We start from the raw sequence: 22,365 nt of genomic DNA, 5'->3' as shown, positions 1-22,365 counted from the left end.
GTGGCAAATTGCCGGTCAGCAAACCTGGCGCCCCAGCCACTACACCCCGAAGGAAGTCCCGGCGATTGAATATAATTCGAATAGGAAGTATACCGTCTCGATCACGACCGATTGCTACTGTTCTCTGCTCGATCTTGACGCGTGCTGAATAGACAACGTGTATTCAGCACCACTGCTGAAATCTATTACTGGTTGAGGGTTTCAACAAGGCCGTTGTCGTTCGTGCAGGTTGGAACAGTGGCAGTGAGAGTCAAATCCAGTAAAAGATGTCGGCCACGTGTTGGGATCGCTGATAGAGGGAGAAGCTGTCAATGAGCAGTCTCAACGCACTCGAGTTGGAGAGTACTTCGAGCGTATTCGATAAATAGAATATGCAAGGTTAAGTTATAGAGTTTGAATTCTGTAATATGAAATTTACTCGTGGTAGCTGTCAGTTGTTTCGTGGGGGTGGTCAGGAAACCGCGCGAGTGTTTGCACAGCGTCTTGAGGAATTGAAGCAGACAGGGTGCAGTATTCTTGTCACTGGAACAGTGGACGCAGCGGGGTTTGCCGAACAGTTGTCGCTGTCGCTCGGAAATCAGACGTGCAAGCAGGTGGTGGTGTCGCCGTATCAGCTTTCAACTCCCGACCAACTGCTGCCTGCAGGTATCTCGCCAGCTATGGACTCGGTTCGCGTGGTAACTGGTGAGCAAGCGCGGAGTACTGCATCGGCAGGACGTGCTGGTGGTGCGGACGACCTCGCGACGCTACGGGAGGGTGTTCTCGACGCGATTACCGACTTGAGTGACGAGTTCGAGTTAGGGGATAACGATCTTCGGGTTGGGGTGCAGTCGCTCGGCCAGTTTTGTGACTGGGCGGACGGGCGTGGTGTGCGGCGGTTTGTGCAGGCGGTCTCGAAGTACGTCGGTCTTGTGAATGGGACGTTGTACTGCCAGTTTCGGGGTGACAGCACGCGCGCTAGCGAACTGCTTGATGTCGGACTGTTTGATGCACATATCGAGTTGCGGTCACAGCAAGAGTGTGTCGAGCAACGGTGGCATCTTCCCGATGAGGATATCACGACGAAGTGGGTGTCGTTGTAGGTATGGAGCCGACGATGACGGCGTTGGACGACAGGCCGGGCGTTCGAGTTGTCGATCCGATTGAGAGCGCACAGTTTGATCTGTGGACGGCGTCGCCAGTGAAGCCGGTGTCAGTCTCACCGGACGTGTTCCGGTTTCCGGTTGGGAATGCAGTCGAAATGTCGACGAGTCGGGTGGTGGTGCCGGAGTTGACGAGTATCTACCTGCATGGCGAGGATGGGTTGGCAGAGACGTTCGACCCGTCGGATGGACGACTTCGGGTTGAGGGGGCGCGGACGCTCGAAATCAATAGCGCGCCGACAAAGCTCTATCTGCGGGTTGGGTGTCCGCTGGTGGTTACGCGAGAGGATTCGCGGGTGGTGGTTCAGTTTGACGGGGTGGTTGCTGTACAGGTAGGGGTGCGGTCGTTGCATGACCAGCCAGCGGGAACGATTACGACGCCAGAGCGTCCGGAGGATGTGATGCGGGCGGTGTCGTTGTTGGGGTCGGCGTTGAAGACGACATCGCCGGAGCGGTCGTTTCCGACGTTGCGTGGGCACCCGCCATTGATTGAGACGGGAGACGTGTTTGCGGTGCCGGACGGCATCGAACGGCCGGAGACAGGGATTCGGGTGGAGGTCCCTGCCGAATACGAGTACGTGTATCCGGCAGTATCGCTGGCGTATTATCTCGGCGCGGAGGTCGTGCCGGGCACCCACCCACAACTGGTGACGGAGAATGGGTTCACGTATGATTTAGAGGGAGGTGTAGGGTACGAACGGAAGGTTGGGCGTGTCCTCCGGCAGGTGTTCGTATTGGACTGTGTGGTGCGGACGGAGGGCTACTACCAGATTGCGTTGCATGAACGCCACCGACTGGAGGAGCGGTTGGACGTGGATGTTGGCTGGCTCTACGAGCTGCCGCTGGCAGTGCGGCTTGAACAGTATCTCGACGTGCCGTATGACGCGGTCGCGGATGTGATTCCGGCGTGGCCGTTAACTGTCGATGTCGATCCGTCTATATCGAGTCTCGACGCGATGCCGTTTCTCGCTAACGAGTTAGCCGTTGTCCGGACGACTCCTGACCAGTCGGGGTCAGCGACGCCGACACCGGACGTGATTACGGGCTTCCAACGCACCGACTCCAACGCTGGTTCGGGGTCAGAGGAGGTGTCGAGTCGGTTTGTGACGCCGGAGCCGGTGTCGTTCGACACGGTTGGTCGGGCATGGGTCGGAGATGGGGTGCCGGTTGGCGTGAACAAACTCACGTCTGGGTCGCTCCACCGCAGTCTCGACGTTGACCCAGACCCGTCGCCGATCCAGATTTACGTCGTCTGCAACGACCCCGCGATGCAGGCCGAGCGCGCTGTCTCGGAGTACTACCAGTTGAACGAACGCCACCAATTCGACATCACCGTCCACACCGATGTTGAAACGGGAGAGTTACGAGCATTGCTCGACCAGGATGCGGACTTCCTCCACTACATCGGCCACGTCACCGACGACGGTATTGTTTGTCCAGACGGCCACCTTGACACAGAGGTGCTTTCGAATGTTTCGGTGAAAGCATTCCTCTTGAACGCGTGCGACTCCCACGAGCAAGGCCTCCACCTCGTCGAGGCCGGAAGCCTCGGCGGAATCATCACACTCTCCGACGTCGCCGACACCGTCGCCACACGCGCAGGCACCCAACTCGCCCGCCTCCTCGCCGCAGGCCACACCCTCCACACCAGCACCACCGTCCTCCAAACCCACCTCCTCTCCGGCACCAACTGGCTCACCATCGGCAACGCCACCCTCTCACTCTGCCACTGCGAAGGTGGCACCCCACTCCATTTGCGCATCACAAACATCGACAACGACGTATTCAAAACGGAAGTAAACGCGTTCGCAACACCAAGCCACGGACTCGGATCAGCCTACAAATCACGCATTGACCCAGAAACGCACTACGTCGCAAGTGGCGAACTGGATACCTTTGATCTCTCAGAATCTACACTGGACGAAATCTTGGATGGAAATCTGGCGGCGGTCGATTGCAACGGAGAACGATATTGGAGCGACGAAATTTCAGCGTCTGATTTGATTTAGGGGCCGGGGTGTGCCTCTCCTAGTGGGCTGATGTCGGTGGCCAGCAGGAATTGCCCTGCCAGAAGGAACGCTGTGAATACTGTACTGGTTACCTTTGGGTGGTTCCGTCCGAGGGTGGCTAGTTTCGATTGCATTGCAGGCGGAGTATACTCACCTACTGTAATACTATTAATGCATGAAATATGGAATTTGACAGCAGTTGGTGACCACCTTCACCGAATTACCCAAATCTACTCGGTGCGTCTGGAACGGTGCGGGTACGTCCGCTCCGAGAAGGTCGCAGACCGCTTCAACCCTACTCGGGTGCGTCTGGAACGAGGTGAATCCGCTTTCCTTCTGAGTTGTAGTCGTCGACGTCGATAGCGTCCGAGGAGTCTTCGATTGGCTGGACGCGGTCGCCTCGCATATACTGACGGTCTCAACGTGACGGTCTCCGTTGACCTTGGACCATAGCCGAGACAGTTGCGGCAGGAGATTATCGAGTTGAGCGAGAGCGTGATGATGTGAGAAGACTGCGTAGTTACAGCGGAGCTATCTAAAAAGACGGAGAAGGGGAGAATTGCAGTAAGGGCATACAGACGGATTGTTGAGGACGACGTAAAATCTCTGTCTCTGAGTTTGGAACGAGGGAATCGATTCTCAAACACCCTGATCTCGGAAGCGGAGTAGTTCGATATCTATTGGAAGGTCCTCGAAATCATCGTCTGCTCCAGCGACGAGCGTTGCATCCCGTTCGTGGGCCAGCGCAACCGCGTGAGCGTCGGCGAGCGAGATATGACCATCGGCCTTCAGTTCGCCAGCGAGCCGCCAGTCCGCCCGCTCGATGCCTAGGCCACGACGCTCGAGGGCACGGAGGTCTCGGTCGGCCGCAAGGAGCGATGCGTCAGTCGGCGTATCGTCGTCAGTTCCCTCGAAACGGGCGACGAGATAGAATACTTCACTGGCGTTCGCCTCGGCGAGATAGCCCTCGGCGGCGGTCTCGAAGACGTCGGCCAGCAGGTCAGCGACGATCTCGTGGCCGGGTTCGTCATAGAGAAATGCGATGAGGGCTTCGGTGTCGAAGACGTACGCGTCGGTCATTCGTCACCGTTCTCGTCAGCAGACGGTCGGAGGCGCTCCGCGCGCTCCTCCTCGCGACGTTGCTCATCGTCCTTCAACTCGCGCACCTTCTCAGCACCTCGCCCGCTTCGTGGTCGCCAGCGTGGATACCGTGGAGTTCATCAAGCGAGGGGATAGGCTCAATGACGATGCAGTCGCCTTCCTCGTAGACGAACACCTCACCGGGCGTCTCGATACCGAACTTCTCCCGGAGGGCTTTCGGAATCGTCGCTTGGCCCTTCTGGGAGACACGTACGATTTCAGGGTTCCGAGTGTTACTTGTCATTCTTAGTTGTACATAGGGTTTCCAGTATTACTAAAGGTGTCGGCGAGAGCATAGCAAACAAACATTTGTACAGAAGTCTCGAATCACGCTCCCATCGCTCCGCTCAAAAATCAGACGCTGAAGAAAAACAGAATACTATTCACCAATAGATTCCGATAACGTTCACTTCTAAGTGCGCCGTGAAGTCCCGTTCTGAATAGTCAGTAGACTGTGGCTGAGAGGTTTGGTTTTGATGGAATTCCGACCGTAGAGAAGAAGGATTATCCGAGAAAAAATTCTCAGACAAAACCTCCGTAAATGCTTTATACGTCTCTTTCAGGAGTTCAACCTCCTGCTCAAATGCGACTATCGCTTCTGGTGAGTACGCATTGATTGCCCTATCTACGACTTCATCTACTTGGTCATCATTGACAGAGGTATTGGCTTTCTCAACAAGGAACTCCACGAAATTCTGAACTTTCTGCTCGTCAACTTCCGATGTCTTACTCGACGCCTCAACACTTGCTTCAAAGGCATCTATTGCCGCCTGCAACCGACCTTCAAGTTCTGTATTGTATTCTTCAGCAAGATCGTCCGAAATACTCTCTAACACCCGAACCAGCTTCATCGGATACCAATTGGACTGGACAGCTTCAACGCGACAGAATACCCGGAACTGCTTACTGGATGCCAATGTCTGGATGGGCTCAGTCCATAACTCTGTTTCATCAAGTAACGTCACAATATTGAATGTATCTCCCTCAGAATCCCTGCGAATATTTCCACCGTCGTCCAACGAGAGGCCATCAACTTCAATCTCAACAGGAATCTTGTCACCAAGGCTTTCTTCAATGACTTGTAAGTCTTCCTGAGCTATGATACTTTCCTCGGGAGCAGCAGTGTTGATGTACTCGATAGCTCGGTACACTCTGTACAAGGGGTGAAGTCGGATAATCCCGCGAATTTCTAGAACAGCCCCACGATTTAACTCCGATAGCCCAAGGCTATTCTGTAAGTCATATGTATTGTCTTGAGCAAGCGAAATCTTTGGCACAATCTTCTCATGTTCGTAGAGACGTGTGAACTTCGACTGAATTAAATCAAACGAGTACACGTTCTCTGTCTCAGTACTCTCCTTTGAGATGCGTTTCGTCCCTGCACTAACGTTTACAGGCCTAGCACCTGCGCCAGCGTTTGCATTGTGTTTGCTCGTGTTGACGTTGCTCTCACGGTTTGTCTGTTCGGCTGCAACTCGCCCAGAATCCGTCGACGCCAGGAGGCTTCGAACACTTCGTTGATCAATATAGACGAATTCACGAAGTTGCGGGAACTGATGGCCATCTTCGCTTGAAGGGTCGCCCGATGCTTGTCCGAACCACCATTGTCGCCAATAGTTCCGGAGTCCAGAGAGATTCATGTTTGTGCCTCCGCTCGGCGGGCTACACTTATGCTAAAGTGTTCCATTCGGACGGTATCTGTTCCGTCTCGAAGTGCTAGATATTTTGCTTGCTTGACGACAGCAGCCAAATCAGCACCCGAGAAGTCATCAGTTTTCTTAGCGATATCAGAGATATTTACGTCATCAGAGATAGGTGTCTCATTGAGGCTAATCTGGAGGATATCTTTACGGGCTTCCAATTCAGGTTTAGAGAACTTCAGCTGAGTATCGAACCGTCCAGGGCGAAGTATTGCTTGGTCAATCTCATCGACGAGATTGGTTGCACCGATAACAATGATATCACCGCGTTCGTCGAATCCGTCTAGTTCGGAGAGCAATTGGGCGACTATTCGACGCTCAGTCTCGTCCGCCTGTCCGCGGGATGGAGCCATGCTATCAAGTTCATCAAAGAAAATAATACTCACGTTCCCAGTATCGTCTGCAGCTTGCTCGGCTTCCTGAAACACATCCCGGATTTGGCGTTCGGTCTCACCGTAGTACTTACTAACAAGTTCTGGACCGTCAACGATAAAGAGATCACCGTCAACATGGTTAGTTACCGCCTTTGCAGTTCGAGTTTTCCCCGTTCCCGCAGGTCCATGAAAGAGTAGCCCTTGAGAGAGCGTGATATTAAGAGTATTCCGTAGCCCGTCGTTTTCGTCGGAAAGCGGCCGAATAACCTGTTCTCTGAGTGTACGCTTGACATGGTCAAGACCACCGAGATCGTCTAACGTAACGGTAATGTCACCGTCATATCGCCATTCATAGTCGTCAGTGTCAGTATCTGATTCAGAAGTAAGATCGTCTATATTAGGTGGGCTGGGTGAAAGGGTGTCATGATACGTCCATGCGCCAGTGACGGCTATCGTTTCGCCCTCGTTGACGTCTTCAGGAACACGGGTTACCGTTGAGAGGCCTTGATTATGTCGAACGATAGCTATTCCATCAAATGTATCCTCAACGACAGCTGCGATGTTACCAGAAGAAAATCCGTTTCGAGAATCTATATCGATAGCGCGGTCATCACCGGTTTGTTGCGCTTCTATCTCAACGACATCGCCCAGTTGAACCGAGTCGTATTCTGATTCGTGAGGGACGAAATTCGCCACTCGCACTTCGCTACCCATCCGCCTTACTACGAGAAGCTCTGTATCGGAAAGGCGTTCAATGACCAGTCCTGCATAGTCGTCGGGCATTTGATGGCTTTTCACACCCTTGTATATAAAAACCTTCCAAGCGGAGATAGCTTCCTTCAAAGAGTTCCAACATTACTATTCAATCTCAATCGCCGATTGATTTTCTGCTTTTCCACCGTCGACCATTAGAGAAGGCACGACAGAAGCGACCCCCATCCAGCAGTTGGATGGGCCGCGCGCTCGACGAAACACGCTCTGAACCCAAATTTGAAAAAATAAGCGATACAGGAACCAACGACACCGAGTCCGTTGGCTCAGAACCGTGTATAAACTGGATGGGACCGCCCAGAACCCACGGGCACGTGCCGATGATGTGGCCTCAGCCCTACTCGGGTGCGTCTGGAACTCGACAGTACCTACCAGTTCGTCGTCCGGCGCGTGCTTCAACCCTACTCGGGTACGTCTGGAACGATGTATTGGGTGTACTTGTTCGGTTGGGGTGTTTCCTTACTGAGTGGAGGGACTGCGCGCTATGGTTTTGCAACGCCGTAGAAGTCTTCGATGGCGGTTTCGGTGTCGTTCTCGAGGGCGTTGAGTCGGTCGTGATGGAGGTTTCGCCATTCTTGACCGACCCGAGCAAGCTCCGAGTCGGCTAATTGGTAGCCGTCGATGCGGCCGAGGGAAACGCGGTCAAGGATGCCGAGATCAACGAGGAAGTCTTTGTGTTGATGGACGGTTGACTCGTCGAGGTCGGACTCAGTGGCGAGTTCTCGGACGTTGAACGCTTGGTCGGGATGGGCGAGCGCGGTCTCAACGATTCTGAGTCGTGCTGGATGGCCGTAGGTCTTCGTTAGCGGGCCAGCGTCACCAGTCATATCCGTTTCTGGTCACTCACCGCGACTAAACCTTGGGTTCTCCTACCGAGGGTCGAAGAGACTGCTGGAGTTGGAGATAGCGTCGGTAGCGGCCACCTCGGGGACGAGTACAGGCGAGAGCCATTGTTCACTACCAAAAGTGGACGGGCATACAAATCCCTCATCCAAAGGCACGTCAGGCGGTCCAGTCGGAGACGGGAAACTCGTCAAACCGCTCGTCGTTCGAGTCCGGAAGCACGTACTGCTCCCACTCGTGGACGTCCGGGTCGCCGTAGTCGCCGATGTCCGGGTGTCGAGGAACGTCGTCGTAGTCGGCGAGTTGCTCGCGGATGATTCGGCGGGCGCGTTGACCCGCCTCGGTGTCACCCCCGAGTCCGTCGAACACCCACCTCGGCTGCACCGTGAGTTCGAGACCGTGGGGCGTGTACCTGCTGTGACGACGCTCGTAGGCTGGCGTGCGGGCCACCACGAACATCGGTTCGCCAGCGTAACAGAACTCCCATTTGGTGTCGGTGGGGTCGCTCGGTACGTCCTCGGGCCACGGCTCCGGGTCGTGACGGTGGAGGTACGCGAGAAGCTCCCAAACCTCGTCTCGGTACTCCGCGACCGAGTGTTCTTCCTCCTGCGGTTCGAAGAAGATGGCAGCGCGGTGACGTCGGCGATGTCCGGCGCTTCGTCGAGGTAGTCCGCGAGTCCGTCGGCGACCGTTTTCTTCCCGGCCTCCGTGGTCGCGGCGGGCGCGAACAGGTACCGGAGGTCGCCTTCTTGGTGGGCGTCGACTGCGAAGTAGCAGGGATACGGCATCTCCTCGTCGGTCATCGTCTCGTGAAACGCGCGGTAGCGGTGGGTCTTCCACTCCGCGAGTCCGTCGTCGATGGCGGACTCGATCTGAAATTTCGTCTGAAGACTGCTCACAACCGTACTAGAGTAGGCGACTGATTAAACTCCCTGCCCGTCGAACCGGGCCGCGAGGACGATGGCTTACGGCCGGTCGTCGTGGACGGAAGCGAGGTCGACAACGGTTCCGTCGGGGGTTCGTAGGTCGATGGGCGTGAGCGTGGTTCCGCTGGCGACGCCCTTCGCCGAACACGCCGAGACCGCGACTATCGCGTCCCGCTCTGCTTGGAACGTCACCGCGTCGCCAGCCTCGGCGGGACTCTCGCGCACGTCGAAATACACTTGATCGGTGACCGTCGAGTGCTGGAAGAGGTTCATCGTATCGGGGACCGATGTGTCGAGGCCGTAGGCGTCGAGCGCCAGCGAGAGGTTTTCCCGACAGCCGCCGGGTTCGTTCTGATACCCCTCGCTGGTCGGGCGGTCGGTGAGCATCCAGTCGGTGCAGGGGCCGAACATGATGTCGTGGACGCCGCAGTCGTCTTCGGTGATGGTAAGCAACTTCTCGCCCGCCGTCGTGTAGAGCGCGTCTCCGGTCGAGATGCGGAGTTTACCGTTGCAGTCGCGGGTGTACGACTGGGCGAACCTCTCCGCGGGGTCGTCGCGGACGAACGCCACGAGGTCGGCGACCTGTCGCGATTCCGGCGTGACGACCTCAAACGTCTCCCCGGCGGTGACCCCGAACGCACTCCCGCTCTTCGGTGGGATTCGATGGGTCTCCACGAATGAGCCGACGGTCGCCTGAGTGAAAAATCACCGCCCGCCGGTCGCGTCGGTCGTTCATCCTAAGCCGCATATTTGTACACACGCCCACTCGGAATCCTAGTTCTTTTCGACCTGCTGGAACAGGATGAGTATTTAAAGAAGGGTCGAAGATCCGACTCAATCAGGCCGGTCGGCGGGTCAGTTCGCACTCAGTCGAGACCATTGTACACACAGGGGTTCGCAAGACGTGTGCAATTCTCGGCAAGCGCTGGCGTTGACGCCTGACCAAGTGGTTACACCGAACCATGGTTTCACTGACTGCATTGGACGGGACTATAGAAACGGATGCTCTCTTATCTCAAGCAGACTGTTCCCTTCCTGAGGCGAGCGACCCGAAATGGAAGCTGTAGATTCGCTTGCAGTTGCGGAGAATACGCTTGCCCGCATCCAGAGTGCGGGAGCATCTAAGACAGCGAGGTCGGACTCAGTGGCGAGTTCACGGACGTTGAAAGCTTGGTCGGGATGGGCGAGCGCCGTCTCAACGATTCTGAGTCGTGCTGGATGGCCGTAGGTCTTCGTCAGCGGGCCAACGTCGCCAGTCAGGTCCGTTTCTGGTCACTCTTCAGGACTAACCCTTGGGTTCTCCTATTAGTGGTCGAAGCGACTAGCGGAGTCGGGGATAGCGTCGTTAATCGTGTCGGTGGTGGCCGCCACTTCGTAGCCGACACTCACGGGGAGTCCCACCGCATGCAGTTCGCCGAGGCAAAAATCGCGTGGCTGAACGACGGTCACGGGAAGGAGTTGCTGTCTAACCCGAGACGACCGATGAGATACTCGCCTACCTTGACCGATACGAAACTGGCAATCTACGCTGTGCGCTTGATGGTCGAGAATACCGTTATGCGATTTCGGCGGATTATGGATATTTGATGTCTGATTAGCGATCTACGTTGAAGAGGTCTTCCACATCGAATGTCTGGGAAGCTACCAATGCCGCGCCCATTTCTTTCACAACGGGATCATTGAGGGGTTCTGAGTTCTCCGCCATCGTTTTACGGATTTTCTCTTTATCCGGCTTCTGGCCAGACGGATAACCAAGTGCCCTCACGACTTTGATGCGTCCCGGTTCAGGAAAATGGTACGATGAGCCGAGGAACGAAGCCTTCGGGTACAAGTCGTCGAGAACGGCCGAGGTTACCATCGACCAGGGGGCCGCAACAGCGTCAGCCACGTCTGCATATGCAACATTTTTCGTATACAATTGATCGCTGTCATCAGAATACTCCACAAGTAGGCGTTTTACACGCTGTATAGGTTTCACGGATTCATCACCTACTATTCGAATAACCGTGTCCTCCTGAACGGCGTAGACATCCTTTGCCTCTGTAGCAGACCAAATTTCCCAATTCTTGTATTCTTCTTGCTTTGCGGCACGGGTTGCAAGTGCTTCACGGAAAGCTTGTTGCTTGAAGCGAATAACAGCGACCTCCGCTTTGGGGAAGCTACTGCCGTATGCCTTGATGTTCTCAATGTCGAAGTTAACCGCACCTTCGTCCCAGCCTCTTTTGGACGGTATGAGGACTGTACCGCCAACTTTCTCTTCATACTCGCGTATATCTGATAAATCTACAGAAACGATACTCGTTCCAAATCCACTACCGTCTTCAGAGCTTAGATTCTGAATAGACTGGAGAAATTGGTGGGAGAAGGGGGGTTGAGATTGACTCGACGAATCACCGGCGGTCGTTGAGTCTATCTGTGTATTCGATTGCGCCGTTGTCATCGAACCAGAGTCGATACTTGACTGAAGCGAAGAACAACCCGCGAGGGCCGTAAGCCCACTAGTACCAAGGGAAACCGTGAGTTTGAGGACATTCCGCCGTGAACTCCCTCCGTCTGGTACATCCATATCCGCTATAATATAACCAATCACATATCAGACTTTATGACCTATATCAGCACCAGTAAAGAGCTATCTCATTCCTTCCTTGAATTCGCTTAGGTATTCACTCACTGAGTGAAAACGACTCTGTATGATCTCGTTCTACGGCAGTTAATTATATCTGATTGATTCACCAACACGGGTCGTAAAACCACAGGAATCAATCCCAGAATTGTACACATTTTGAGTCGTGCAGATGGCCGTAGGCCTTCGTGAGCGGTCCAACGTCGCCAATCATGTCTGTTTCACTCACCGCGACTAAACCTTGAGTTCTCCCACTAACAGTCGAAGAGACCACCGGAGGCGGGGACAGCGTCGTTGATAGCGTCGGTAGCGGTCGCCTCATAGCTGACACTCGCGAGGACTTCGTTGGCTAATCCAAGCGTAAGACGCCATTTTGATCTTCCAAAAAACTTCTTTCACAACCGTCTACCTTATAAAAATAAATTGTAATTATTTATATTATAATATATATTATATAATATACTCTATAACACCAACTAAAATGTAAACTAATAAAAATAATGGCCATAGGCCGATATATACTGCTCCTAAAGGTTCACCGAGACCGGAACCAAGTTCTGCACGTAACATTAGTAAGAAAGCTAACAGGAGGAAAATAACAGGCGAAATAAGGCCGAATAAGGAGAATAAGAATGTGGGAACTATCCCAGTAGCTATCATTCCAATACCAATCCAAATCTTAACTTTAGTACTGACATTGGAATCATACTCAAATAAAATAAATAATAATAATATAAGTAGCAGGTGGATTAAACCGGCCAAAAACGGGTAGTAAATCACATTTTGATGAAGTCCGTTGAAGGCCACATTAATTTTCAATCATAACGGGCATCCCATCAAAATAGCTCGGCCCTCTTGAATTACCAACCTTAACTAGCTGAGTGTTGAAATTATACCCAGTCCATTCCTGTTTAATGAAATCTCTACCGGTACTGATTTGCCAATTTGTATTGTTGGGGTTAATGTATCCATGGTGCCACGGGTCAAAATGAATTTGACCAGCTGCACTAAAACCACTATCCACAGAATTTCCGATTTTGAATACTCGGATGTGCCACTGGTCAGTAGTTAAGTGAGCAGCAGGCGCGACTGCCTTTGGATGAGGGACTGCAGTATCTTTTTTGTCTTTACGGGGCCCCATCCCTCCATCATCATGGGCTATAATGTATCTCGAATTTGAGGGCCACGTTTTCTCCCACCCATTTCCATTCATCTTCTCAACCACATCGTCTGCCTTTCGTAGCTGACGATCATATGACCAAAACGCATTAATCTCGGACCGAAGGTGGACAAGCTCTTCCCTATTTTCAGACTCCTGCTTTGGCTCTAATCTTTTTCTCCATTCCTCCACATCAAACAACGAGGGACTTTTTCTACTGTATACAAATAGAGGTCCGCTATACGCATTGTCTTTTGGATTGTCAGACAACTCTGCTGAATGTATTATATCCTCAATTTCCCAGAACTCTTCTACGGTACCAAAAGTAGATCGATCAGTAAGGGAGGCTATCCAAAGAGATTGTAGATCTCCTGACAAAAGATCCTGTACTAACTCACTAGGTAAAATCTTTGCTTCTTCATATGATTCAATATGCTCTTCAGTTTTGCTCCAAGTATTATTAGGTATAAAATCATTATTATTCCCGCCGTCCGCTAAGAGATGATCACGCAAAATCGCACCTTCCCTCCGACCATCAATCGCCGCTTTGAGATCATTTACCGGGAGTTCGACCTTTTCTATCGGCTCAAAAGGGACTTCGTCGGTCCTACTTCCCTGATCGGGAGATATACAAGACTCATGACAAGGATTTTCCTTAGTAGTAAAAACAAGTTCACCATATTCTTCGTCAAGGGATTCGCTAATGAAAGAAGAGGCGTGCTTGAATACATCTGGGTCCTCTTTGACCTCCCAATACCAATGAATCCTCACGCCTCCAAACTCGTGTTCTTGTTCTAATTTTTCAACAGCCTCCTCTATGAGGTATACTTCCCCTTCCATAACAAGACACCTAAACACTAGCCATAACAATTAATCATTCTATATTAATTCCTTCACTTGTGGCTGGGAGTTTGTTATAGAACAATGGTAATATGAGGAAATGAAAAACAAAAGTCAACTGTAAAATTGGTATTCTTAGGGTGACTATCATAATCAGGTATTCCACTAATAATATTCCTTCTAAACCGCACAGTTTCCATCACAGGTTTTATTGACCACCAAATTAGGTCAACGTTGATCAGCATACATAAGGTATAGCATTTGTCTTGTCTCAATCCAAGATACCCCTCGGTTCAATACAAGGCAAAATTACAGAGTCAGAACAGTTAAAAATACCAAGCAGCTCCATTTCTGATGTAACGGTTCGCAGGAAGACGAATCGCGATGGGTCCAGCATCGCGGCCGAGTTCGCGGGCCTTCGTTGGCACAGGCTCCGCGAGTAGTCCAGCACCGACTAGCAACAGCTATCGCCACAGGACCATGCAACACTCCCCAGTTCCACCGCAAGAGCGTATCGCTTCCCAATCAGTCGAGCGTCAACTCACCCTCAAGGTACGCCCGGCCACGCCACGTAATCGAATAGTAGCCGGGGTCCTCCCGCTCGACCAACTCCGCATCGTGCAACTCTCGGCAGGTAACGCCGATGTGGCTAGAGTCTTTGTATCCAGCACTCTGGGTGAGACATTTCGGAGAGAGCCGCATTTTATCGGAGCGCGAAGAAGGCGGGGTGTCAAGCGCCAAGAGTTCGAGAATGGCTCGATGTGCGTCAGTCGGCCCATTCTCTTCCAAAGCCATGGAGAGACATTCTTAAGCCCAGAATTTAATTTGCGTGATTCAATTCTTCAGACACTTACTTGGGTTCCTAGGCATTTAGATGAGTGTATAGATTTAAGTTGCGTTAGTTATGAACTGAGAAACAACGGGAACGAGACGCGGATTCGACGCTCTCGGTTTGACGCATCGCAGAAACGATGCGGACCCGATGCTGGAACCATCGGGGTCCGCGGTTCGCTCCCGTACCCAGACTACGGAAGCATGTACGCATTCACCGACGCGGGACTTGAATCCCCCGCACGACGAGCGGATAGTCCGTCAATCGCACTCACCGGCGGTCAGGGAGGTGTGGCGGCGTGACGGCCGAGACAGTCTCGCTCACTGACTTGCGGGCGTTCGAGCGCGACCTGCTGTACGCTGTCTGCGCGCTCGAAGACGGTGAGCCGCCGAAAGGTCTCACTATCAAAGCGCGTCTCGACAGCGTGTACGGCGAGGACCTCAACCATAGTCGGCTCTATCAGAATCTCGACCGACTGGTCGAGCGCAACCTCATCACGAAAGGCCGGAAGGACGACCGGACCAACGAGTACGCGACGACCGACCACGCCCGACAGCTTCTCGTCGAACACGCCAAACGCCGCGCCAACGCTGTCGGGCTAACCGGAGGTGACTCCGAATGACACAACCCATTGGGTTCGGTCCGGACTTAGACGAGGCCATTCCGGAGACGTTCGATGTCTGCGAGGACTGTGGCACGCCCACCGTCCAACTCTCCTCGCACACCTGTCCTGACCCGGACACAGTCGCGGACCCGTCACGGGAGGAACTCGACCGGCGCACCGAACAAGACCCCTTCCCGGACTCCGAGACCGTCCTCATCCAGCAGGCGCGTCGAGCGACGAGTTACGCCTACCACGAAACCGACGCGAACAACCAACCGCTCTGTCCGGCGACCACCGACAACGGACTTCAGCAACTCACCCGAATCGAAGCCCAAAACAAGCGGTACGCGCCCTGCCAGTTCTGTCACCGCATCCGCCGTGCCAACGCGGACAACGGAGGTGGCCAGTGATGTTGAGCCGCCGGAGACGGATTGCGAGCGACCTGACGAGTTACAAACGCGACCTCCTCTGGGCTGTCCACCGGGCGAACCACACCGAAGAAGAGGAAACTCCCGTCGGGGCAGACGTCAAACGAGAACTCGAAGCGCTCGGCCAAACGAATACTGAGGGCGGCCAGTTCTATCCCCGTCTCAACGAACTCGTCGATAGTGGTCTCGCCACGAAGGACGACCATCCGAACGACGCTCGCGGCTTCACCGTGGAGTTGACCGAGGACGGGAAGGCCATTTTGAGTGAGTTGGTCCTGCGGACTGCCGAGTCGCTCGACATGGACGTTCCTGAGTGTGCGCTCCCTAGCTCCGACGTGCGTCCACGAACGCGAGGTGAGACCTGATGCTTGCGACGAGAGCGCTGTGGGCCACGCCACGGCGACTTCTCGGGGGTATCGACGACGGCACGACGTCCAGCAGCGCGTAGGCCGTCACTCGCACACCCCATGCCCAGCGACAAGCTCACCCCCACGCGCAGAGTCCACTCTACGTCCATCGGCCGTCCACACGTCGTCCCGAGGGTCCGAGAGTCCGGCGGCCATCGAGACCGACCGCGTCTCTCCGGGGACACGTCAGCGGACGGCGTGACTGGCTCTAGCTGCAGGGAGGTGGGTCGATGACCTATCATGTCGTCGGCTGTAGCACCTGCACCGACTACTGGCTCGCCGAAAATATCCGCGGGCAGGCCACCGCCGACTGCCCGTACTGCGGAACGACTCACGAGACAGCAAAGTTAGACAGCAAGTACGAAGGCGACGACCGCGCGGTCGCCGCGGAAGCCCGCGCACAACTGGTTGCACGAGCCGCCGACCACAACGACGCCTACCAAGACTTCAAGGACACCCACGGCCCGTACGCCGAGCAAGAACAAGAAGTCGAATCCCGATTCGACCTCGTAGAGTGGCGCACCGACTTCCTCTCCGACAAAGCAGAGAATGTCTTAGCCAAGTATTACAACCTGTTCGCCGGCGAAGCCACAGAAATTTTCGCCGAGTACCACAACCGGTACGCCGACGAAGCCACAGAGGTTTTCGCCGGATATCACGACCTGTACGCCGACGAAGCCAGAGATGCTTTCGCCGACTATCACGACCGGTACGCTGCCGAAGTTGAGCGCGTTCTCTCCGAGGACTCCGATGTGGACACAGAGTTGGACCGTGGAACCGACGGGTCGATACAGGTCAAACAGGAGACGCCGCCAGTTGACGCCGTCCCAGTCACAGTAGATAAACCAATCTCTCGGCTTTCGCGAGTCGTCATAGACAACGACTGTATTCAGCAGGCTATCCTCACCGTCCTTGAGGACCTTGCCGCAGACTACCCATCCCACGAACTCCGGACCGTCCTGGAGGAGAACGACCTCGACCTCTCCGAGACCGACCTTGCCGCGCTCGCCACCCAACTCCACAAGGGGAGTGAGCGCGCCGCACTCACGATTATCGACCGACTCCAGCACGTCGCGACCGGGCGGTCCAGTACCGACGACGCTCATATCATCCCCCGACTGCTCGCGCTCAGCAACGAGACACCAACTATCGCGGCGACGGTCACCGACGATTTCTGGGAACTGCGGGCAAGCCAGCGCCGGACTGTCGCGGACTACCTCACCGCCCTGTCCGCTGGCACGGACCTCGTTCTTGTCGGTCCCCGACTCACACTCCGCAACCTGCACGATGACCAAGGCGCACGCCTCCCCGTTAGCCGAGAAGACATCACATCCGCTGGTAGCCACCGGACCGAAACCATCGAGGCGGCACGACAAACCCTCGGCCGGGACAGTCCGGAAGAACAAGTCCTACGCTGGCTAGCGAACCACGATAGCGAGACGCTTAGCTACTCTGCGCTAGATAGCAAGCTGACCGTCTCGGATAGTCGCCGACGCCAACTCGTGGGCCATCTCCGCGACCTTGGCCTCGTTGATACCTTCGGTCCACGAACCAACAAACACGTCGAACTCCTGCCCGCGGGCCGCACGTATCTCGACTGGAGGGACGAGCAACTCGCACGCCAGCAAACCCTCGAAGAGTCCGTTAGCAACGTGTTGGATTCCTCCGACGATAGCCGTGTAACCCCGCGCACACACGACGGGGGGACGGAGGAGACCGCCGACCGAACCCGCCTGCCCCATCTCCACACCGTCCAACCGCTCCCCCGTTGGAACGCCACCGCATCTGCCGCCTCAACCCCCGAAAACGGCGTTGCCATCGTGGACTACCCTCTTGAACCACAAGCCGACCGCGGCAGTCCCCGGTGGTACTACGACTACCAACAGGACCGCCTCACTGTCGGTGCAGAATTCGACGGGCCACTCCAGTACTGGGTGTGTATTGCCCGAGCGTTAGCAAGTCCGCGGACGTTCGCCGCCGTCCTCGATGATGGCGACCGCCTCGACGAACACGACACCTTCTCAACGTTCCTTACGGACCACCGCCATATTCTCCGTGATTCGCGGTGCCTCGCACATCTCCCCGACGCGGTCGAGGACGGCGCAGACTATCTCGATGAACTCCAAACCGCAGAAGAGCAGCTCTGCGAGTTGACGCGCACCCTCGCCCTCGGCGACTTCGAAGGCTCCGAAGCCGAGTTCCGTTCGACGATCACCCGCGAAGCACTCGGCCTCGCTAGCACCATGGTCCATCTCCTTGACCTCGTTGACGTTGAGGTCGTCCGGCAGGTCCGTCTCCCCACCCAGAACTCCGGCCGAAACGACATCCTCCGAGACGACCGGCGTCAAATACTCGTCCAATCGCTCGCGACCGGCATCGCTATCCAGTCGAAATACGGTCACGCTGCCATCTACCGCCAACTGTTCGAAACCCGCGACAAGAAACGTGACGCGGCGATTACTCCGTCCGTCGACTACGACGACCCATTCGGCGAACTGATTGGGTCGGTCTGCATCGTCGGCAACCTCGGCGACAAAGAAGTCGCACTCGTCGAGGACCTCCGCAACCGTCTGCGGGCACCACAGGAACTCCACGAGGATGCGCCCGAAATCCAAGTGCGAGTGCCGGTTGTCGCGACGGACGACCTTGACCGGACGGCATTCGCAGCGGCGGTCGAACGGATGTGTGTAGCGAAAAACCTCTCCCCGACGCGGAGTGCAGTCTCAGTCCTGCGACTCTTTACTGCCACGCCGTTCGACGCCGCGGCCGCAATCTGCGGACTCGAACCCGAGAGTCGCCAACGCGATATCCGACTCGACGAAATCCGGTACGGACTCGCAGTCGTCGATGACGCCCGAATACTCCCGTGGGAAACACCGGGCGTCCAAGCCCTCGTCACGACGCTCCTGACTGCTGAGGACCCGCTGTCCGTGACCGAGATGACTGACCGAGCAAGCGTCGACCGAGCAACCTGGTACGACCACCGCGACCGTCTCGTTGCACTCGACCTCGTCCGGAAAACCAGTGCTGGAGTTCGGCTTGCGCTTCCGTTCCGGGAGAGTGGAGAGTCCGACGTCCGGCCGTGGTTCACCCGCCGCGATACGTGTCGCGACGACGTCCGGATAGCGTCTGTCGGAGGGGTTGTTCTCGAACTACTGGATGAACTCGCGCCGGATAGCGAGACAATCCAAACAGTTTCAGCGGCGCTCCAGCACCCGGTCGATATCGACGAGTTACAGGACGCATGGCCGGTCCTCGATAAGTGGCTCTCGACACTCCAAATAGCAACTGCTGAAACCACGATGGAGTCCGCGGATGACTCACCAGAAGCCATCGTGTTCGGTCGGCGGCCAGACCAGTTCAGTCTCCAAGTCGCATCCGCGAGGAGAATCCAAGGCCGGGGCAGTTATGCCTCGTCTCCCTAATCAAGGGCGAGGTCACGTAGGTCACCGTGCATCCGGAACTCCGCGGACTCTAGGAGAGTGAAGATCACGTCGACGCCGCTTCAACCTCACAAGGGTGCATCTGGAACTAGTTGCGACCCGAGAACGCCACCACTACGACCAGAGCTTCAACCCCACAAGGGTGCGTCTGGAACGCACTGATCAAGGACTACTGGATCGGCGGGACACTGCTTCAACCCCACAAGGGTGCGTCTGGAACAGGGCACTATCCTCAACATAAATCAGGATGCTGGCGAGCTTCAACCCCACAAGGGTGCGTCTGGAACGACCGGCATCGGCATCGACTTCCCGAACGATGGCGTGCTTCAACCCCACAAGGGTGCGTCTGGAACCAACCGCCTACGACTACGCAGGCACGCCCTTCGCGCTTCAACCCCACATGGGTGCGTCTGGAACTCTGGTAGGTCTCTGCGTTCTGATAGCCACCATTTTTGCTTCAACCCCACAAGGTGCGTCTGGAACGAGCGTCCGACAGCTCATGTCGGAGTAGCGGTTCGCGCTTCAACCCCACAAGGGTGCGTCTGGAACGGCGCTCGGGCTCCGGCGATTCACGGACAGCAAGGTGCTTCAACCCCACAAGGGTGCGTCTGGAACTACGCCGGGAGTGTCGGCCTCGCGTTCTACATCAGCTTCAACCCCACAAGGGTGCGTCTGGAACGAGTCGTTTTTCTGAGCCATCCTACTTGATATCTTGCTTCAACCCCACAAGGGTGCGTCTGGAACTTCGTCGGTTCGGCACCGTCGCCGTTCGGGTCCTCCCACCGGAACGTGCTTCAACCCCACAAGGGTGCGTCTGGAACCGCGGTTCGCGCCGACGACGAGCAGGCCGATCACGAGCTTCAACCCCACAAGGGTGCGTCTGGAACTGGTCGAGGGCTTCTGAGGGCGGCGTGTCGTCGGGGCTTCAACCCCACAAGGGTGCGTCTGGAACTCCCCTCGTCGTCGGCTTCGTCGCTGCTGGCAACTGCTTCAACCCCACAAGGGTGCATCTGGAACAGAATAGAATTGAGGATTAGTGAATAGGCATTTTATGCTTCAACCCCACAAGGGTGCATCTGGAACGAGGCCGCTGGGTACGACCCCCGCGAGAACAAACTGCTTCAACCCCACAAGGGTGCATCTGGAACCACGAGTCACGCGCTCCCGCCGCGGGTCGCCTTCGTCGCTTCAACCCCACAAGGGTGCATCTGGAACTCGTGGAGTGAGGCCGTGCGCGAGTGCGTGCGCCGCTTCAACCCCACAAGGGTGCATCTGGAACGCGGTGGTCGATGCGCCTTCGCTCTCGATGTGGACCGCTTCAACCCCACAAGGGTGCATCTGGAACACGGCCTCGAAGAGCTTCCGACCGGTGTCGCGCACATGCTTCAACCCCACAAGGGTGCATCTGGAACAACGTGTGAACGACCTCGGCGCGGTGCGCGAAGTCGCTTCAACCCCACAAGGGTGCATCTGGAACGGCAGTCTGTAGCGAGTGAAAATAAGTCTTGGAGCGCGCTTCAACCCCACAAGGGTGCATCTGGAACTAATACCTATCTCGACAGAGAGACCCATCTGGGGCGCTTCAACCCCACAAGGGTGCATCTGGAACCGGGTACTCTAGTCGACAAATAGACTCTCCGAATCGGCTTCAACCCCACAAGGGTGCATCTGGAACCACATCTACTCGACGTCTTGCAGGCCCGTGGAGTCGCTTCAACCCCACAAGGGTGCATCTGGAACAACGCCGCTCGGGTAGCCGAGGGACTCGCGGAGAAAGCTTCAACCCCACAAGGGTGCATCTGGAACCGGGCCCTCGTCGCAGAAGCCATCGCACTCGTAGATGCTTCAACCCCACAAGGGTGCATCTGGAACCTGCGCACGCATGGCCGCCCTCGCGCCCCCGCCCAGCTTCAACCCCACAAGGGTGCATCTGGAACACCAGCATCACCGCGACGCCGTCGAGCGACAGCGCGCTTCAACCCCACAAGGGTGCATCTGGAACCGATTCGCTCGGTCCGGCGGGCAAGGTCTCGCTCGGGCTTCAACCCCACAAGGGTGCATCTGGAACCCGAGGCCGAGACCGACGTGAGCAGTTCCACGTCGGCTTCAACCCCACAAGGGTGCATCTGGAACCGCGGTCAGTTCGCCGTCGTTGAGGTCCGACGGAGTGCTTCAACCCCACAAGGGTGCATCTGGAACCCGACGAATCCGAGATGAGCGACGAAACCACCACCGCTTCAACCCCACAAGGGTGCATCTGGAACCTGGACGTGCTGGACCGTGACCAGGACCGGCTGTTGCTTCAACCCCACAAGGGTGCATCTGGAACCGTTGATGAACCGGACGACGCCGAGGACCCCTGAGTAGCTTCAACCCCACAAGGGTGCATCTGGAACGCAGACTCATGACACGACACATCGACGAACGACCGGCGCTTCAACCCCACAAGGGTGCATCTGGAACGCCCGCGATGGTGGTGGTTAGCACCAGCAGCGGGGCGCTTCAACCCCACAAGGGTGCATCTGGAACTCTGTCTCCCGTCTGGCCCGCGTAATCGGGTCGATTACGAACGCTTCAACCCCACAAGGGTGCATCTGGAACCGTCAAATGTTCTTCCCAGAAGTCGACGCGGTCCTGAGCTTCAACCCCACAAGGGTGCATCTGGAACACCGTCCAGCCCTTGCCAGGCGACCAGACTCCGGGCTTCAACCCCACAAGGGTGCATCTGGAACCCATGAGTTCCAGTCGTCTCGCGGAATTTGGAACTGGCTTCAACCCCACAAGGGTGCATCTGGAACAAGACGGCGAGCGGAGTGATTCGGGCGAAGCGCCACGCTTCAACCCCACAAGGGTGCATCTGGAACCGCGTGTAGTTTGCTATGCTCGGAGTGGGTGAGCGGTTGCTTCAACCCCACAAGGGTGCATCTGGAACGCCCGGAGTGTGGCGGCCGTCTCGTCTACCAGAAGCTTCAACCCCACAAGGGTGCATCTGGAACAAATTCTTCGTCGCCACCTGCGCTAACCGGAACGACGCTTCAACCCCACAAGGGTGCATCTGGAACTCGGAACACCGACTTGAGGGAACGGTCGTCTACCTCGCTTCAACCCCACAAGGGTGCATCTG

The 22,365-nt window shown here is 55.8% G+C and carries 15 protein-coding genes, 3 pseudogenes and 2 CRISPR repeat arrays (1 of these 20 running past the window's edge); of the genes and pseudogenes, 6 read left to right on the top strand and 12 right to left on the bottom strand.

Annotated elements, in window-relative coordinates; genetic code table 11:
- The first annotated feature begins 407 nt into the window (after window positions 1-407).
- Complete coding sequence (locus NGM06_RS20690) at window positions 408-1,082, top strand: DUF7504 family protein (protein ID WP_254270617.1); 675 nt, start codon at window positions 408-410, stop codon at window positions 1,080-1,082.
- A 2-nt stretch (window positions 1,083-1,084) separates the two neighbouring features.
- Window positions 1,085-3,151 (top strand): hypothetical protein, encoded by a 2,067-nt coding sequence (locus NGM06_RS20685; RefSeq protein ID WP_254270616.1) that lies wholly within the window; start codon window positions 1,085-1,087, stop codon window positions 3,149-3,151.
- Window positions 3,152-3,790: 639 nt separating this feature from the next.
- On the opposite strand, the gene NGM06_RS20680 is transcribed toward NGM06_RS20685, so the two are convergent.
- The 12 genes and pseudogenes from NGM06_RS20680 to NGM06_RS24540 all read right to left on the bottom strand — a co-directional run bounded on the left by NGM06_RS20680 (window position 3,791) and on the right by NGM06_RS24540 (window position 14,322).
- Entirely contained in the window at window positions 3,791-4,231 is a 441-nt protein-coding gene (locus NGM06_RS20680) for a PIN domain-containing protein (RefSeq protein WP_254270615.1), read from the bottom strand.
- Window positions 4,228-4,535 (bottom strand): annotated as a pseudogene (locus tag NGM06_RS20675) (AbrB/MazE/SpoVT family DNA-binding domain-containing protein). The gene NGM06_RS20680 and the pseudogene NGM06_RS20675 overlap by 4 nt, the downstream one beginning before the upstream one ends.
- Window positions 4,536-4,674: 139 nt before the next feature.
- On the bottom strand, window positions 4,675-5,931 hold the full coding sequence (locus tag NGM06_RS20670) for a DUF6414 family protein (RefSeq protein ID WP_254270614.1): 1,257 nt from the start codon (window positions 5,929-5,931) through the stop codon (window positions 4,675-4,677).
- A complete protein-coding gene (locus NGM06_RS20665) occupies window positions 5,928-7,148 on the bottom strand; it encodes an ATP-binding protein (protein WP_254270613.1) in 1,221 nt (406 codons plus the stop codon). Before NGM06_RS20665 ends, NGM06_RS20670 begins: the two co-directional genes overlap by 4 nt.
- A gap of 470 nt (window positions 7,149-7,618) precedes the next feature.
- Window positions 7,619-7,963, bottom strand: coding sequence for a winged helix-turn-helix domain-containing protein (locus NGM06_RS20660; protein WP_254270605.1), 345 nt, complete (start codon window positions 7,961-7,963; stop codon window positions 7,619-7,621).
- 175 nt (window positions 7,964-8,138) lie between these two features.
- Window positions 8,139-8,767, bottom strand: a pseudogene (locus tag NGM06_RS20655) (YqcI/YcgG family protein).
- Between the two features lie 177 nt (window positions 8,768-8,944).
- On the bottom strand, window positions 8,945-9,580 hold the full coding sequence (locus NGM06_RS20650; RefSeq protein WP_254270603.1) for a DUF1989 domain-containing protein: 636 nt from the start codon (window positions 9,578-9,580) through the stop codon (window positions 8,945-8,947).
- Window positions 9,581-10,499: 919 nt separating this feature from the next.
- Window positions 10,500-11,345: a hypothetical protein gene (locus tag NGM06_RS20645; protein ID WP_254270602.1), complete on the bottom strand. Its 846-nt coding sequence runs from the start codon at window positions 11,343-11,345 to the stop codon at window positions 10,500-10,502.
- A gap of 443 nt (window positions 11,346-11,788) precedes the next feature.
- Window positions 11,789-11,881: pseudogene (locus tag NGM06_RS20640) on the bottom strand (ribonuclease H); the annotation flags it as partial.
- Window positions 11,882-11,978: 97 nt separating this feature from the next.
- A complete protein-coding gene (locus tag NGM06_RS20635) occupies window positions 11,979-12,335 on the bottom strand; it encodes a hypothetical protein (RefSeq protein ID WP_254270601.1) in 357 nt (118 codons plus the stop codon).
- 1 nt (window position 12,336) lies between these two features.
- Window positions 12,337-13,527, bottom strand: a complete 1,191-nt coding sequence (locus NGM06_RS20630; protein WP_254270612.1) for a hypothetical protein — start codon at window positions 13,525-13,527, stop codon at window positions 12,337-12,339.
- Window positions 13,528-14,052: 525 nt separating this feature from the next.
- On the bottom strand, window positions 14,053-14,322 hold the full coding sequence (locus tag NGM06_RS24540; protein ID WP_497007250.1) for a winged helix-turn-helix domain-containing protein: 270 nt from the start codon (window positions 14,320-14,322) through the stop codon (window positions 14,053-14,055).
- Window positions 14,323-14,657: 335 nt separating this feature from the next.
- Between NGM06_RS24540 and NGM06_RS20625 the strand changes: the two genes are divergently transcribed.
- From NGM06_RS20625 to NGM06_RS20610, 4 genes are all read left to right on the top strand, one after another.
- On the top strand, window positions 14,658-14,981 hold the full coding sequence (locus NGM06_RS20625; RefSeq protein WP_254270598.1) for a helix-turn-helix transcriptional regulator: 324 nt from the start codon (window positions 14,658-14,660) through the stop codon (window positions 14,979-14,981).
- Complete coding sequence (locus NGM06_RS20620) at window positions 14,978-15,373, top strand: hypothetical protein (RefSeq protein ID WP_254270597.1); 396 nt, start codon at window positions 14,978-14,980, stop codon at window positions 15,371-15,373. Before NGM06_RS20625 ends, NGM06_RS20620 begins: the two co-directional genes overlap by 4 nt.
- The gene (locus NGM06_RS20615) at window positions 15,373-15,756 is read left to right on the top strand and encodes a helix-turn-helix domain-containing protein (protein WP_254270596.1); all 384 of its coding nucleotides are present in this window, start codon (window positions 15,373-15,375) and stop codon (window positions 15,754-15,756) included. Before NGM06_RS20620 ends, NGM06_RS20615 begins: the two co-directional genes overlap by 1 nt.
- Before the next feature lie 272 nt (window positions 15,757-16,028).
- Window positions 16,029-19,223: a DUF5817 domain-containing protein gene (locus tag NGM06_RS20610; protein ID WP_254270611.1), complete on the top strand. Its 3,195-nt coding sequence runs from the start codon at window positions 16,029-16,031 to the stop codon at window positions 19,221-19,223.
- 77 nt (window positions 19,224-19,300) lie between these two features.
- A CRISPR array of direct repeats spans window positions 19,301-19,658; the repeat unit is 30 nt; unit sequence GCTTCAACCCCACAAGGGTGCGTCTGGAAC.
- Window positions 19,659-19,759: 101 nt separating this feature from the next.
- A CRISPR array of direct repeats spans window positions 19,760-22,365; the repeat unit is 30 nt; unit sequence GCTTCAACCCCACAAGGGTGCGTCTGGAAC; it runs 1,188 nt beyond the window's last position.

The sequence above is a fragment of the Halorussus aquaticus genome (assembly GCF_024218795.1).
GTDB lineage: Archaea > Halobacteriota > Halobacteria > Halobacteriales > Haladaptataceae > Halorussus > Halorussus aquaticus.
Note: the sequence above shows the minus strand (reverse complement) of the source record. Positions and strands in the feature narration are given on the sequence as shown.

Coding starts and splice junctions, on each gene's coding strand:
- NGM06_RS20690 (WP_254270617.1), top strand. CDS start 408: ATGAAATTTACTCGTGGTAGCTGTCAGTTGTTTCGTGGGGGTGGTCAG.
- NGM06_RS20620 (WP_254270597.1), top strand. CDS start 14,978: ATGACACAACCCATTGGGTTCGGTCCGGACTTAGACGAGGCCATTCCG.
- NGM06_RS20670 (WP_254270614.1), bottom strand. CDS start 5,931: ATGAATCTCTCTGGACTCCGGAACTATTGGCGACAATGGTGGTTCGGA.
- NGM06_RS20680 (WP_254270615.1), bottom strand. CDS start 4,231: ATGACCGACGCGTACGTCTTCGACACCGAAGCCCTCATCGCATTTCTC.
- NGM06_RS24540 (WP_497007250.1), bottom strand. CDS start 14,322: ATGGCTTTGGAAGAGAATGGGCCGACTGACGCACATCGAGCCATTCTC.
- NGM06_RS20615 (WP_254270596.1), top strand. CDS start 15,373: ATGTTGAGCCGCCGGAGACGGATTGCGAGCGACCTGACGAGTTACAAA.
- NGM06_RS20630 (WP_254270612.1), bottom strand. CDS start 13,527: ATGGAAGGGGAAGTATACCTCATAGAGGAGGCTGTTGAAAAATTAGAA.
- NGM06_RS20610 (WP_254270611.1), top strand. CDS start 16,029: ATGACCTATCATGTCGTCGGCTGTAGCACCTGCACCGACTACTGGCTC.
- NGM06_RS20685 (WP_254270616.1), top strand. CDS start 1,085: ATGGAGCCGACGATGACGGCGTTGGACGACAGGCCGGGCGTTCGAGTT.
- NGM06_RS20645 (WP_254270602.1), bottom strand. CDS start 11,345: ATGACAACGGCGCAATCGAATACACAGATAGACTCAACGACCGCCGGT.
- NGM06_RS20665 (WP_254270613.1), bottom strand. CDS start 7,148: ATGCCCGACGACTATGCAGGACTGGTCATTGAACGCCTTTCCGATACA.
- NGM06_RS20660 (WP_254270605.1), bottom strand. CDS start 7,963: ATGACTGGTGACGCTGGCCCGCTAACGAAGACCTACGGCCATCCAGCA.